Consider the following 13,895-nt stretch of genomic DNA (forward strand, 5'->3'; position numbering starts at 1 on the left):
CCGCACGCCGGGCGGCCCGCCAGTATCCGATCACCCTGCTGCTGTTCGATCTGCTGCATCTGGACGGCCGTTCGACTCTGCAACTGCCCTTTCGGCAACGCCGTGAGTTGCTGCGGGAGCTGGAGCTGAAGGGCCCGAACTGGCTCACTCCCCCGTCCTACGACGCGGACGGTGCGGCGGTGCTGGCCGCGAGTCGTGAGCAGGGCTTGGAGGGTGTGGTGGCGAAACGGCTGGACGCCGTCTACCAGCCGGGTGTGCGGTCGCCCGTGTGGCGCAAGATCACCGACCTGATGGCGCAGGAGGTGGTGATCGGTGGCTGGCGACCGGGTGAAGGCAAGCGTGCCGGTGTGGTGGGGGCGTTGTTGCTGGGTATCCCCCAGGACGGCGGGCTGGCGTTCGCCGGTTCGGTGGGGACGGGGTTCAACGACGCGGAGCTGGCGGTGTTGACGCCGCGGTTGAAGGCGTTGGCGCGCAAGAGGTCCCCGTTCGTGACGGAGATGCCGCGGGAACGGTCGAAGGGTGCGTTGTGGGTGGAGCCGGAGCTGGTGGCGGAGGTGGTGTTCCGGCAGTGGACGCCGGACGGGCGGATGCGGTTTCCGGCGTGGCGTGGGTTGCGGCCGGACAAGTCGCCTGGGGAGGTGCGGCGCGTTGAGCAGTGATGCGACGGTCAAGGTCGAGGGCCGGATCCTGAAGCTGACGAACCTGGACAAGGTGTTGTATCCGGAGTTCGGGTTCACCAAGAGCGAGGTCATCGACTACTACACGCGGATCGCCCCGGTGCTGCTCCCCCATCTGAAGGACCGGCCGGTGACGCTCAAGCGCTACCCCAACGGGGTGGACGGGAAGTGGTTCTTCGAGAAGAACGCGTCGGAGCATCGTCCGGACTGGGTTCGGACGATGCGGCTGGAGTCGCCGGGCAGTTCGAAGGGCAACGAGACCGTCAACTACGTGATGGTGGACGAGTTGGCGACGTTGGTGTGGCTGGCGAATCTGGCGGCGCTGGAGTTGCACGTGCCGCAGTGGACGGTGGGGCCGCGCGGGGGTAAGCGGGATCCTGATCTGCTGGTGTTCGACCTGGATCCGGGTGCGCCGGCGTCGGTGGTGGAGTGCTGCCGGGTGGCGGAGCAGGTGCGGGTGGTGCTGGACGACGACGGTGTCGACTCGTGGGCGAAGACGTCGGGCAACAAGGGCATGCAGGTGTACGCGTATGCCCCGGCGAAGGACACCTCGGAGTACGCGAAGGAGATCGCGCAGCGGCTGGCGCGGGAGCACCCGAAGCTGGTGGTGGCGACGATGGCGAAGGCGGCGCGGACCGGGAAGGTGTTCATCGACTGGTCGCAGAACAACCCGGCGAAGACGACGGTGGCGCCGTACTCGTTGCGTGCCCGGGAGAAGCCGACGGTGTCGACGCCGCTGACGTGGGACGAGGTGGAGGACTGCGAGGTCGCCGAGGAGCTGGTGTTCACGGCGGACGAGGTGCTGGATCGGGTGGATTCGGCGGGTGACCTGTTCGGCAGTTGATATTCTGGCCGACTGCCTACGTTGGGGGACGCTGTGAACATCGAACTGGCCGACTACGACCCTGCCTGGCCTGATCTCTACCAGCGCGAACGGTCCCGCATCTTGTCGGTGCTGCCGGGCGCCGAGCTGGAGCACGTGGGGTCGACGTCGGTGCCGGGGCTGTGTGCGAAGCCGGTGATCGACATGCTGCTGGTGGTGGACGACGCGAACGATGAGGCGTCGTACGTGCCGGCTCTCGAGAGTGCCGGGTACCGGGTGACGGTCCGTGAGACGGACTGGCACGACCACCGGATCATCAAAGGTCCGGACACGAACATCAATCTGCACGTGTTCTCGCGCGGGTGTGCGCAGGTGCGGCGGCACGTGATCTTCCGGGACTGGTTGCGGGCCGGCGACGACGACCGGGAGCTGTACGCGGGGACGAAGCGGAAGCTGGCCGCGCAGACCTGGGAGCGGGTGCAGGACTACGCGGCGGCGAAGAACGAGGTCGTGCTGGACATCCTCGAACGCGCCTACGTGACGTGGCGTGCGGAGCCGGACGACGTGGAGTTCGTGACGCAGGATCCGCCGCACAACGCGCCGATCGTGCTGCGGGACTACGACCCGGTGTGGCCGCGGTGGTACGCGGGCGAGGAGGCGAAGATCCGGGCGGCGCTGGGTGACGCGGTGGTGCGGCTGGAGCACTGCGGGTCGACGTCGGTGCCGGGGCTGGCGGCCAAGCCGTTGATCGACATCTTGCTGGTGGTCCCGGACTCCGACGATGAGGACGCCTATGTGCCGGCGTTGGTCGAGGCGGGCTACTACCTGCGGGCGCGGGAGCGTTCGTGGTATCAGCACCGGTTGTTGAAGGGCCGGGTGCCGAACGTGAACCTGCACGTCTTCTCCCCCGCGTGCGAGGAGGTCGACCGGATGCTGGCGTTCCGCGACCGGCTGCGCGCGCACCCTGAGGACCGGGCGGAGTACGAGGCGACGAAGCGGGCGTTGGCGGGCCGGACGTGGGACCGGGTGCAGGACTACGCGGACGCGAAGACGCGGGTGGTGGAGCGGATCGTGCTGCGGGCGCTGGCCTGATCACCGGCCCGGATTCAGCGGCGCAGGTCGATCTTGCCGTGGCGCAGGACGTCGAGCTTGAACTGCAGGCCCGCGGTCGCGGAGCTGCGCACGGCGCTGGAGATGGCGGCTTTGGCGTTCTCCTCGCGGTGGTCGGGGTCGCGGATGGTGTAGGTGATCTCGTTGGCGGCGAGGGTGGCGCTGGTCGTGACGCTGCACAGGATCGTGCGGGTGGTGAGGTCGGCGATGACGGCTTCCGCGCTGGCTGAGGCGCTGGTGAACGTGAAGCCGTTGGTGGGGCCGATGTCGACGTTGAACGTGCGGCGCACTACGACGTAGCGGATGTGTGTGAGGGCGTCGACGTACGACTCGTAGCTCTTGCCGGCGGGCATGTAGTCGTCGAAGCCGGGTTCGTAGCCGGGTGCGGTGGCCCTGAGCCGGGTCAGCAGCGGGTTGTCGCCGGTGGGGTCGGTCAGCTGCCCCGGGTCGAGCACCACGGTGTCGCCCGCGTCGAAGAGCTGTTGTCCCTCCGGCACGTCCGGGCAGCGGTGTCGTGGATCTGGCGTCGTCGCGGACAGTGTCCTGGGTGAGGTACCAGGTCGTGCCCGCGACGAGGACGGCCAGGGCCAGCAGGTTGCGCCTCACGGGAGGTGACCGTAGGGCGCTCAGCCGGGACTGGTCCCGAACCGGCGGCGATAGGCCGACGGGGTCAGGCCGGTTTCGCGGCGCATCAACGTGCGGAGGTTGGTGGCGGTGCCGAGCCCGGTGCGGCGGGCGACGACGTCGAAGCGCTGTTCGCCGAGTTCGATCAACCTGCACGCGAGGGTGATGCGTTCTCCGGTGAGCCAGGCGAGCGGGGTGGTGCCGAGCTGGGCTTGGAAGCGGCGGTGCAGGGTCGCGGGGCTGACGGCGGCCTGTGCGGCCAGGTCGGTGACGGTCAGCGCGGTGTCGAGGTGTTGTTGTGCCCATGCCAGCACCGGTGCCAGTGACTCGTCGGGCAGTTCGGGCACCGGGCGTTCGACGAACTGGCGTTGCCCGCCGTCGCGGTGGGCTGCGAAGACGAGCCTGCGGGAGACGGCGTTGGCGATCTCGGCGCCGTGGTCGCGGCGGACGATGTGCAGGCCGAGGTCGAGTGCGGCGGCGCTGCCCGCGGCGGTGAGGATGTCGCCGTCGTCGACGAACAGCACGTCCGGCTGCAGTTCCACGGCGGGGAACCGGGCGCGGAAGTCGTCGGCCCACTGCCAGTGCGCGGTGGCCCGGCGCCCGTCGAGCACGCCCGCTTCGGCGAGGGTGAAGGCGCCGCTGCAGAAGCCGACGAGCCGGGTGCCGTGGGTGTGGGCGGCTCGGATCGCGTCGAGGACGGCCGGGCGGCGGGGCGCGTCGACGTTGGGCCGGTTCGGGACGATCAGGGTGTCGGCGTGCTCGGCGGCGTCGAGACCGGCGACTCCGGTGAGGGTGAAGAAGCCGTCGCGCATGAGGGTGTCCGGGTCGGGTGAGCAGAGCCGGAAGTCGTACAGGTCGCGGCCGATCTCGGGGCGGTGCAGGCCGAAGATCTCGGTGGCGCAGCCGAGCTCGAACGGGTTGGAGTTCTCGTCGACGATCACCACCACCCGGTGCGAGGATTCTTGCGACATGTGCGATTCCTAGCACTCACGGCAGGTGCGCGCCAGCAGCGAGGCTTGGTCTCGTGAACAGTGAACCCATCTCTCTCGACAAAGCCCTGGCCTCGTTCGACGCCCTGTGGAGCCCTCGCATCGTCACGCGGGTGAACGACTACGACGTGCGGGTGGCGAAGGTGCGGGGCGAGCACGTGTGGCACGTCCACGACGACACCGACGAGTTCTTCCTGGTGCTCGACGGTGAGCTGCACATCGGGCTGCGCGAGCCCGCCGGGGAACGCACGGTGGTGCTGGACAAGGGCTCGGCGTTCACCGTGCCGCGCGGGACGTTCCACAAGCCGTCTTCCGCGTCGGGTGCGCGGGTGCTGTTGTTCGAGCCGACCGGGACGCTGACGACCGGTGACCGTCACGAGGAGATCCCGGATCACGTGGACTCGACGACGGGGCACGTCCTGGCCTGAGGCGGGGAGGGGACGCACGGCCCCCTCCCCTGACTCGTCAGCCCAGGCGGCAGGCCGACAGGATGATCTCCTGGCCGAGCAGCGTGCGGACGCGGACGGCGTTCTGGATCAGCTGGCCGTTCGGTCCGGTGGCGGTCTCGTTCAGGTGCACCGTGGCGACGCCGGGAATGCCGATGGTGGCGGGCCCGGTGCCGATCGGCTGGCCGTTGAGCGTGCCGACCTTCGACGAGCCGACGACACCGCTCGCGTCACTGACGCAGGAGGCTTCGACGGCGTTGAGCTTGATCGCGCCACCGAGCAGTGACGCTCCCTCGACCCGTGCCGACGCGACGGTGCGGCCGGTGTTCGGGTCCAGGGTGCAGTCGGCGTGCAGGGCGTTCACCGACGCGAGGCCGAGTACGTCGATCTTGGCGACGGTCTTGTCCTCGTTGGGCGGGCACTGCGCGTGCGGGGTCTTCGCGACGTTGACCAGGCCCGTGGCGTTGAGCGCCCACGCCTCGCCACGCAGGTAGACGACGACCTTGACCACGGCGGTGGCGGCGCCTCCGTCGTCGTCGGTGACGGTGACCAGCACGTTGTGCGCGCCGAGCTGGGTGAAGGCGTGCGAGCTGGTGCACGTGCCGCTGCCGGCGCCTTGGGCGACGGCGCCGTTCACGACGGGGGTGCCGTCGTCGAAGTCGAGCGTGCAGGTGTGCTTGTCGTTGGTGGCGATGTCGCTGAACGGCGCGGTGAAGTTCACCGTGGTGCCGCGGGTGACCAGCGTCTTGTCGGCGCTGAGGGTGGTCTTGGGCGCGACGTTGGTCAGCGTGAGGTCCGTGGTGGCCTTCACGGCCGGGTTCACGCCGTCGTTCGCCGTCAGCGTCAGCGTCCACACGCCGTCATCGGTGCACTTGACCGTGGTGGCCTGGGCGGAGGCGTTGCCGAACGAGCAGGTCGCGCCCGCGTCGACACCCGACTTGGGCGCGGCGGTCCAGGTGGTGGTCAGCGAGGGGCCGTCGGGGTCGGTGACCTGGCCGGCGATCGCGACGTCGGTGCCTTCCTGACCCGCGTACGGGCCGCCGGGTTTCACGACGGGCGGGGCGTTGACCTTGACGGTGGTGCACTCGGTGACGCTGCCCGTGCCGCCGCCGTCGGTGCCGTGGGCGGTGACGCACAGCTCGTGGGTGCCCGCGGCCAGCGCCGGGGTGGTGACGGTGTAGTCGACCGACGCCGGTCCGTCCTGCGGCAGGCCGGGCGTGATCGAGGTGATCGGGATGTCCGCGCCGTTGTTCACCTTCAGCGTGAGCTGGGTGAGCTTCGAGGCGATGACACCGGGCACGACGCCGGGCAGCTGCGAGGCGTCCTGGACTTCGATGCACTGACCGCCGGTGGCGTTGGCGATCTGCCGCAACGAGCCCTGAGTGCCGGTCGCGTCGCAGGCGGCGTTGTTCGACACGGCGAAGGTGAAGATCTTGATCCCCGCGGCGACGGCTTGGGGCAGCACGTCGTTCACGGAGCCGCCCTCGGTGGAGCCGCCGTCGGAGAAGAACACCATGATCTTGCGCGACTGCGGGGCGGCCTTCGCGGCGTCGATCCCCGCGGTGAGGCCGGCGACGAAGTTGGTGCTGTTGCCGACGTTCACGCCGGGCGGGAACTTCGTGACGCCACCGCCGGTGTTCGGGCCGGAGAACGCGCTGGAGATCACCTCGGGCACGTCCGCGCCGTTGCCGTTGCTGTCGGCGCCGGGCGCCACGACCTTCTGCTTGCCCGCGTCCGCGCTCAGGTCGGCCGAGTCGCCGTTGCTCGCGAACACCGCCACACCGACGTTGCCGACCACGGTGTTGGGCACGTTCGCCTTGCTGTGCAGGGCTTTCGCGCCGGCGAGCTCGCAGTCCAGCACCGTCGCGGGCTTGCCGTCGCCGTTCTGGTCACCGCCACAGCCCGCCGCGACGTTGTTGATGTCGGTCGAACCGGACACGTCGATCACGTAGGTCAGTGCCGTGTCCACGACGGGAATGCCCGTGCCGATGTTCGCCTTGCCGGTGACCTGCACCGGGCCCGGCAGAACGGTCGAGTTGTTCGCCGGGCTGGTGATCGTCACACCGATGCTGGTGCCACCCGGCAGGTTGCCGTTGGCCGCATGGGCAGGTATCGCGAGAGCCACGGTGGCCACCAGGGCGGTGCCGACCGTGATCATGGGTCTCATGCTTGCCTTCTCCGCTCACTAGGTTCGTCCCCGACCGAACAGAAGGAGACCGGACGCGAGCGGGCTGATACACCGGGTCACTGGTTTGCATAGATAGAAGACCTATTCGGAGCAGTGCCGGTTTCGGCCTCGTGGATCTCCGATCTCCGGAAGAATCCAGCACCGTGAGGTTCGGGGTGCTCGGTCCGGTGCTGGTCGGTGGCGTGGAGGTCGCCGCGCCACGTCAGCGCGCGCTACTGGCGATGCTCGTGCTGGACGCCGGGCGGATCGTGGGGCATGACCAGCTGATCGGCGGCTTGTACACCGAGCCGCCCTCGGGTGCGGCGAACGCGGTGCAGTCTCAGATCTCCCGGCTGCGCAAAACCGTCCCCGGGCTGGTGATCGAGCATCATCCTGCCGGGTATCGCCTGGTCGCCGACCCGTCTGAGGTGGACTGGATCCTGTGCGCCGAGCTGCTCGGCGCCGGACGTGGCGCGCAGGCGCTGGCGTTGTGGCGTGGCCCGGCGCTGGCCGATGTCGAGGCGCCGTTCGCCGATGCCGCGCGCCGTCGTCTGGAGGAGGTGTTCGTCAGCTGCGTGGTGTCCGGCGGGAGCACCCACGATCTGCGCGCACTGCTGGCACAGCACCCGTTGCGGGAGGACGTGCGGGCGGCGTTGATGCGCGCGCTGCACCGCGACGGCCGGCAGACCGAGGCGCTGGAGGTGTTCGCACAGGGGCGGGAGCTGCTGGCCGGCGAGCTCGGGGTCGATCCCTCCCCCGTGCTCGCCGCCGCGCACCTGGAGGTGTTGAGGGCCGAGGCGCCGCACCGGGGTGTGCCGGCGCAGCTCACCAGCTTCGTCGGCCGCGACGAGGACCTGCGGCGGGTGGTGAAGTGGCTGCAGGAGAACCGGCTGGTCACGCTCATCGGTCCCGGTGGTACCGGCAAGACCCGGCTGGCGGTCGAGGTCGGGCACCGCGAGCCGGGCGAGGTGGCGTTCGTCGACCTCAGTGCCACGACCGATGTCGCGCGGGCGTTGCTCGACGGTGTCGGCGTGCGCGAAGCCGGGTTGCTGCCCGCGGGCGCCGTCGGTGTCGAGGAGAGGCTGATCGCGGCGCTGGCCAGCCGCAACGCGCTGCTGATCGTCGACAACTGCGAGCACGTCGTCGACGAGGCCGCGCGGGTGCTCGGTGCCGTGCTGGCGAGGTGCCCGGACGTGCGGGTGCTCGCCACCAGCCGGGAACCGCTCGGCATCACCGGTGAATCACTCAGCCCGGTCGCCGCGCTCGACGACGACGCCGCGGTGAGGCTGTTCCTCGACCGCGCCCAAGCCGTCAAACCCGGCTTCACCGCGGACCACGACGTCATCGCGGACGTGTGCCGCAGGTTGGACGGGATCGCGCTCGCCATCGAACTCGCCGCCGCACGCGTCCGGTCACTCCCCCTCGGCGAGATCACCGCCCGCCTCGATGACCGGTTCCGGTTGCTGTCCAGGGGAAGCCGTACCGCCGCGCCCCGGCACCGCACGTTGCACGCGGTCGTCGAGTGGAGCTGGGACCTGCTCACCGAGACCGAACGCGATCTCGCCGCGCGCTTCACCGTCTTCCACGGCAGCGCCGGCCTCCAGGCCGCCGTGGACGTCACCTCCTCCGATGTCGACACGCTGACCTCGCTGGTCGACAAGTCGCTCATCGAGGTCACCGGCGACCGCTACCGGATGCTCGACACGATCCGGGCGTTCTGCTCGACCCACGCACCCGACCTCGCGGACCGTCACGCCCGCTGGTTCCTCGACCTGGCGCAGGCGGCGGAACCGCACCTGCGGGCCCACGACCAGGTCGAGTGGCTGCGCGGTCTCGCGCAGGACCACGACAACCTCGTCGCCGCAGTCGGGTGGGCCACCGCGAACGACGTCGATCTCGCGTTGGAACTGGTCGCGGCGCTGGCCACCTACTACTGGTGCCGTGGCCTGCGCACCGAGGCCGCTCAGCAGGCCGATGCCGTGCTGCGCGCGTGCGGCGAGACGGTGCCGCGGGGGCGGGAGCAGGAGTACGCGCTGTGCCTGCTGATCGCGTGGCCGGTCGCGACGGGCGACCAGACCGCGCGGATCCGGCAGGCGGACGCGTTGCTGGCCACGTTCGACGCGCCGCCGCGCTATCCGATCATGACGATGATGTGGGGCATGGCGCTGGGCGCGCCCGAGGACGAGTCGGAGATCTGGCACCGCCGCAACCGGCTGCTCGGCGACGACCCGTGGAGCATCGCGCTCGCCCTGGTCGGTGACGGCCTGGTCAAACGGATGGAAGGCGACCCGGCGGCCGGTGCGGAGCTGCTGCGGCAGGGGGCGGCGGCGTTCGGGCAGGCCGGTGACCGGTGGGGTGCGGCGCTGGCGTTCAACCAGCTCGGCGAGATCGCGCTGGCCGCGGGCGACAACGCGGGCGCGCTGGCGCACGTCGAACGCGCCCGGCAGCTGCTCGACGAGCTCGGTGCCACCGAGGACACCGCGGAAGCCGTCGTCGGACGAGGCCACGCGAAGCTCGCGGCAGGTGACGCGGAGGGGGCGAAGGCCGATTTCGACCTCGCGCTGACGCTGGCCCGGCGGGCCGGCGCGCAGGTCGTTCAGGCCGGCGCGCACCTGGGACTGGCCGAGCTGGCGAGGCTCGCCGGTGACCACGTCCTGGCCGGCGCGGAGTGCGACCAGGCGTGGGCGCTCACCCCCGGCGGCTGGTACGGGCCGGACGAGATGCGCTGCCACATCGCGCTGGAACGCGGCCGGATCGCGAAGACCGCGGGCTCGGCCGAGCAGGCCCGCGCGCACTTCGAGGAAGCTCTGCGGCGGGCCGTGAAGCAGCGCAACCTGCTAACCGAGACCGCCGTGCGCGCGGAACTCGACGCCCTAGCCGCGCCTTGATCCGCCGCCACCACAACCACGCCGGCAGCTTGTGGTGGGAGATGAACGTCCACAGGTCGTCCTCGGCCACCTCGTTCGGATGCCGGCGCAGCACCTCCAGGCACTCGCGCGACACCACCCCGTGCAGCCGCGCCACGTGCGCCAGCGCCGTGGCGCCGTGGTGGCGGACCTCGATGCGGTTGTGGTCCAACGCGCGCGCGACCCGTGCCAGCGTCACCCACGGGTCCGGGTAGGACAGCGACAGGCCGATGACCGAGATGCCGACCATGTCCTCGCCGCGGTCGAACGCCGCGTCGACCTCCTCAGGCCGATCGGTGCCCATCAGGGCGGAGAAGTCGCGCCAGTTCATGCCCTCACCACGCGTCGCACGGTCCAGCAGGAACCGCTGCCTGCCGTCGGAACGCTCACCGGTGCGCTCCCAGTCCGCGGCTAAGTAGCGCCACACCGCCGCGGTGTCCGCGCGTGAGGTCGAGGCCAGGATCCGGCACAGCTCCAGCACGTGCTCCGGTTCGCTCGCCTCGGCGAGCTCGCCCAGCACTCCCGGCGGGCGGCCCAGGTCGTTCCACGCCAGCCACGCCAGCGTCGGCACCTCGTCGACGGACACCCAGCCGTCCGCGCCGCCCCTGCCGATCTCGGCAGGCGTCAGCGAGGCCCGATAGCGGGCGTGTTCGATCGGGATCACGTCAGACCTGAGGTACCGCGCGCAGCAACGCACGCGTGTAGTCATGAGACGGGTTGAGCAGCACTTGTTCCACCGAGCCTTGTTCCACGATCTTCCCCTGATGCATCACCGCGACCCGATCGGCGATCTGCCACGCCAGCCCGAGGTCGTGCGTGATGATCAATGAAGCAAGGCCCAGCTCACGCCGCAACCGGAGCAGCAACGCCACGATCTCTCCGCGCACCGAGGCGTCGAGCGACGCGACGGGTTCGTCGGCGACCAGCAGACGGGGTTGCAGCACCAGCGCTCCGGCGATCACCACCCGCTGCTGCTGACCCCCGGACAACTCGTGCGGAAGAGCCTCCAGGTAGAGGCTCGCCGGCCTCAGTTCCGCACGCTCGACAGCGGCCGTGACCAGCGATTCCTCGTCGCCGGGAATGCCGTGGACCCGCAGTCCCTCTGCGACCGCGTCGAGCACCTTGTGCCGCGGGTTCAGGGCACTCGCCGGGTCCTGCAGAACCAGCTGCACCTGCCGCCGGAACGCCTTGAGCGCCTTGCCTTTCCTGGGCACCTCGACGCCGTCGAAGATCACCCGACCGGAGGACGGTTTCCGCAGGCCCATTATGGTACGGGCCAGTGTCGTTTTGCCGGATCCGGACTGCCCGACCAGCGCCACGATCTCGCCGCGGCCGATCGTCAGGTCCACCCCGTCGACCGCGCGCGTCCGGCCGTAGTCGACCTTGACCTCGCGCACCTCCAGCAGCGGTGCCGAGGGCTCCGCGGGCTCGGTCCAGCGGTGCGCGGGGTCGCCGATCACCGGGAACGCCGCCGTCAGCGCCGCGGTGTGCGGGTGCCGCGGGTTGGCGATGACGTCGCGGGTGCTGCCGCGCTCGACGACCTGGCCGCGGTACATCACGGCCAGGTCGTCGCACGTCTCGGCGAGCACCGACAGGTCGTGGCTGATCATCAGCAGGCCCAGGTCCTGCTCGGCGACCAGGCGCTTCATCACCTTCAGCACCTGCGCCTGCACCACCACGTCCAGCGCCGTCGTCGGTTCGTCGGCGATGACCAGCCGCGGGCCACAAGCAAGGGCCATCGCGATCATGACCCGCTGCTTCTGGCCCCCGGAGAGCTCATGGGGATAGGCGCGCGCCTTGTCCTTCGGCAGTTCCACCTGGTCGAGCAGCTCGTCGACGCTGCCGTTCGTGCCGTGCAGGCGCATCGGCTCGGCGATCTGGTCGCCGACGCGCCGCACCGGGTTGAGCGAGTGCATCGCGCCCTGGAACACGATCGACGCCGACGCCCACCGCACCGCCCGCAGCTTCCCCCACGACATCGTCCGCACGTCGTCACCGTCGAGCAGGATCTCGCCGCCGACCCGCGCGGTCCTGGGCAGCAGCCGCAGCACCGACATCGCCACCGTCGACTTGCCCGACCCCGACTCACCCGCGAGCCCGAGCGTCTGACCGGGCGCGAGCAGCAGGCTCACGTCGTCGACCACACGCTTGTGCCCGTAGTGGACGGTGAGGTTCTTCAACTCCAGCATCGGCTACCTCTTCGGCGTCACAACGGCTTCGAGGGCGCGCCCGACGAGCGTGAACGCCAGCACCACCACCACGATCGCGACACCGGGCGGCAACAGGAACCACCACGCCCGCTGCGGCACCGCCCCGTGCAGCTGCGCCTGGTGCAGGATCGCGCCCCACGAGATCCGGGTCGGATCACCCAGCCCGAGAAACGCCAGCGTCGACTCCATCACGATCGCCGACGCCACCGCCAGCGTCGCGTTGACCAGCACCAACGGCACCACCGACGGCAGCACGTGCCGCCCGATCACATGCGCGTGCCCGCCACCGAGCGCCCGCGCCCGCTCCACGAACGGCCGCGCCTCGATCGTCAGCGTCTGCGCCCGCACCATCCGCGCCGTCGACGGCCAGCTCGTCAGCGCGATCGCCAGCACGATCGTCCCCAGTCCCCGCGGCAGCACCGTCGACAACGCGATCGCCAGCACCAATGCGGGCAGCACCAGGAAGAAGTCCGTGACCCGCAGCAACGCGCCCGCCACCAGACCGCCGAAATGACCGCTCAGAATCCCGACCAGAGCACCGATGCCCACCGCGAGCACCGCTGCCGTGAGCCCCACGAACAACGACGTCCCCGCGCCCTGCACCATCAGCAGCGCCACCGACCGCCCAGTGTGGTCCGTGCCCAGCCAGTACTCGGCGCCAGGAGACTGCCACGGGGCAGCGGTCACGCGCGTGACGTCCAACGCGTCCGCCGAGATCAGCAACGGCCCGATGACGGCGACCAGCGCCGCGACCACCAGGACCGCCGCACCGGCCACACCAGCCCGGTCGAACCTGCTCATACGACCTTCACCCGCGGATCGAGGACCCCGTACAGCAGGTCGGCCAGCAAGTTCATCACCACGACCGCGCTCGCCGTGAACACCAGCAACCCCTGCAGCAGGAAGTAGTCCGGCCCGGTCAGCGCGTCGTAGAACAACAACCCCAGCCCCGGCCAGGAGAACACCGTCTCCGTGGTGATCGCCCCGGCCACCACCAGCCCGAACCGCAGGAACACCAGCGTGATCGCCGGCAACACCGCGTTCGGCACCGCGTGCCGGCGGCGCACCAGGTCGTCGCGCAACCCCTTCGCGCGAGCGGTGACGAGGTACGGCGCGTGCATCTCCTCCAGCAACGACGACCGCATCACCAGCATGTACTCCGCGCACACCACCGCGACCAGCGTCACCGACGGCAGCACCAGGTGATGGGCGACGTCGAGGGCCTGCGAGACGAAGTCCGGCGCGGTGTCGGTGTCGCGCATGCCCCGCGACGGGAACAGGTCTCCCGTCACCATCATCAGCAGCATGCCGAGCCAGAACGTCGGCACCGCCCACAACGTCAGCGACACCCCCGTCGCGGCCCGGTCGAACGCCGAGTCACGACGCCACGCCGCCCGCACCCCGAGCCACAGCCCCAGCCCCACCGCGATCAGCGTCGACGTGCCGACCAGCAGCAACGTCGGGCCGAGGCGTTCGGCGATCACGTCGGCCACCGGGCGGCGGAACGTGAACGACGTGCCGAGATCACCGCGCAGCAGCGAGGTGACGTAGCTCCAGAACTGCTCGTGCAGCGGACGGTCCAGGCCGAACTGCGAGCGCAGTTCGGCCTGCATCGCCGCCGTCGTCGGCCGCCCGCGCGTCATCGACACCACGGGGTCGCCGGGCACCACCCGGAACAGGAAGAAGCCCAGCACCGCCACCATCACCAGGCTGAGCGCGGCACCACCGAGCCGACCGGCCAGTCGCACCTACTCGCGCTCCCCTGCCGTGGCCTTGCGCCGCCGTGTGTAGACCACGATCGCCAGCACCAATGAGCCGATCGCCGCGCCCATCAGCGCGAACCCGTTCCACCTGCTGCCCGGCGGCTGCGCGGCCCGCGCGGCGGGTACGGCGCCGTAGTAGCCCCACATGCCGTTCTGCGCCATGATCACGCCACCCTGCGC

The 13,895-nt window shown here is 70.4% G+C and carries 10 protein-coding genes and 2 pseudogenes; 5 read left to right on the plus strand and 7 right to left on the minus strand.

Features of this window, described 5'->3' with window-relative positions:
- The 3 genes and pseudogenes from UK23_RS43975 to UK23_RS54370 form a co-directional block, all read left to right on the plus strand.
- Positions 1-659, plus strand: a pseudogene (locus UK23_RS43975) (DNA ligase); the annotation flags it as partial.
- Positions 649-1,521, plus strand: coding sequence for a non-homologous end-joining DNA ligase (gene ligD / locus UK23_RS43980; protein WP_045317781.1), 873 nt, complete (start codon positions 649-651; stop codon positions 1,519-1,521). The pseudogene UK23_RS43975 and the gene ligD, both read left to right, overlap by 11 nt.
- Before the next feature lie 33 nt (positions 1,522-1,554).
- Complete coding sequence (locus UK23_RS54370; RefSeq protein ID WP_231114958.1) at positions 1,555-2,592, plus strand: GrpB family protein; 1,038 nt, start codon at positions 1,555-1,557, stop codon at positions 2,590-2,592.
- A gap of 14 nt (positions 2,593-2,606) precedes the next feature.
- Here the strand turns inward: UK23_RS54370 and UK23_RS43990 are convergent, their stop codons facing one another.
- Both UK23_RS43990 and UK23_RS43995 read right to left on the minus strand, forming a co-directional pair.
- Positions 2,607-3,107 (minus strand): hypothetical protein, encoded by a 501-nt coding sequence (locus UK23_RS43990; RefSeq protein WP_045317782.1) that lies wholly within the window; start codon positions 3,105-3,107, stop codon positions 2,607-2,609.
- A 129-nt stretch (positions 3,108-3,236) separates the two neighbouring features.
- The gene (locus UK23_RS43995) at positions 3,237-4,205 is read right to left on the minus strand and encodes a GlxA family transcriptional regulator (protein WP_045317783.1); all 969 of its coding nucleotides are present in this window, start codon (positions 4,203-4,205) and stop codon (positions 3,237-3,239) included.
- A gap of 53 nt (positions 4,206-4,258) precedes the next feature.
- Between UK23_RS43995 and UK23_RS44000 the strand changes: the two genes are divergently transcribed.
- Positions 4,259-4,651 (plus strand): cupin domain-containing protein, encoded by a 393-nt coding sequence (locus UK23_RS44000; RefSeq protein ID WP_045317784.1) that lies wholly within the window; start codon positions 4,259-4,261, stop codon positions 4,649-4,651.
- 37 nt (positions 4,652-4,688) lie between these two features.
- Here UK23_RS44000 and UK23_RS44005 read toward each other — a convergent pair whose 3' ends face one another.
- Positions 4,689-6,836: a vWA domain-containing protein gene (locus UK23_RS44005; RefSeq protein WP_082115464.1), complete on the minus strand. Its 2,148-nt coding sequence runs from the start codon at positions 6,834-6,836 to the stop codon at positions 4,689-4,691.
- A 164-nt stretch (positions 6,837-7,000) separates the two neighbouring features.
- Between UK23_RS44005 and UK23_RS44010 the strand changes: the two genes are divergently transcribed.
- Positions 7,001-9,724 (plus strand): BTAD domain-containing putative transcriptional regulator, encoded by a 2,724-nt coding sequence (locus UK23_RS44010; RefSeq protein ID WP_052685585.1) that lies wholly within the window; start codon positions 7,001-7,003, stop codon positions 9,722-9,724.
- A gap of 683 nt (positions 9,725-10,407) precedes the next feature.
- Here the strand turns inward: UK23_RS44010 and UK23_RS44020 are convergent.
- The 4 genes and pseudogenes from UK23_RS44020 to UK23_RS50945 form a co-directional block, all read right to left on the minus strand.
- The gene (locus UK23_RS44020) at positions 10,408-11,931 is read right to left on the minus strand and encodes an ATP-binding cassette domain-containing protein (protein ID WP_045317787.1); all 1,524 of its coding nucleotides are present in this window, start codon (positions 11,929-11,931) and stop codon (positions 10,408-10,410) included.
- 3 nt (positions 11,932-11,934) lie between these two features.
- Positions 11,935-12,753: an ABC transporter permease gene (locus tag UK23_RS44025; protein WP_045317788.1), complete on the minus strand. Its 819-nt coding sequence runs from the start codon at positions 12,751-12,753 to the stop codon at positions 11,935-11,937.
- Complete coding sequence (locus UK23_RS44030) at positions 12,750-13,700, minus strand: ABC transporter permease (protein WP_269112342.1); 951 nt, start codon at positions 13,698-13,700, stop codon at positions 12,750-12,752. The genes UK23_RS44025 and UK23_RS44030 overlap by 4 nt, the downstream gene beginning before the upstream one ends.
- A pseudogene (locus tag UK23_RS50945) lies at positions 13,701-13,895 on the minus strand (ABC transporter substrate-binding protein); the annotation flags it as partial. It abuts the gene before it with no gap.

It is taken from the genome of Lentzea aerocolonigenes (assembly GCF_000955955.1).
Taxonomy (GTDB): Bacteria; Actinomycetota; Actinomycetes; order Mycobacteriales; family Pseudonocardiaceae; genus Lentzea; species Lentzea aerocolonigenes_A.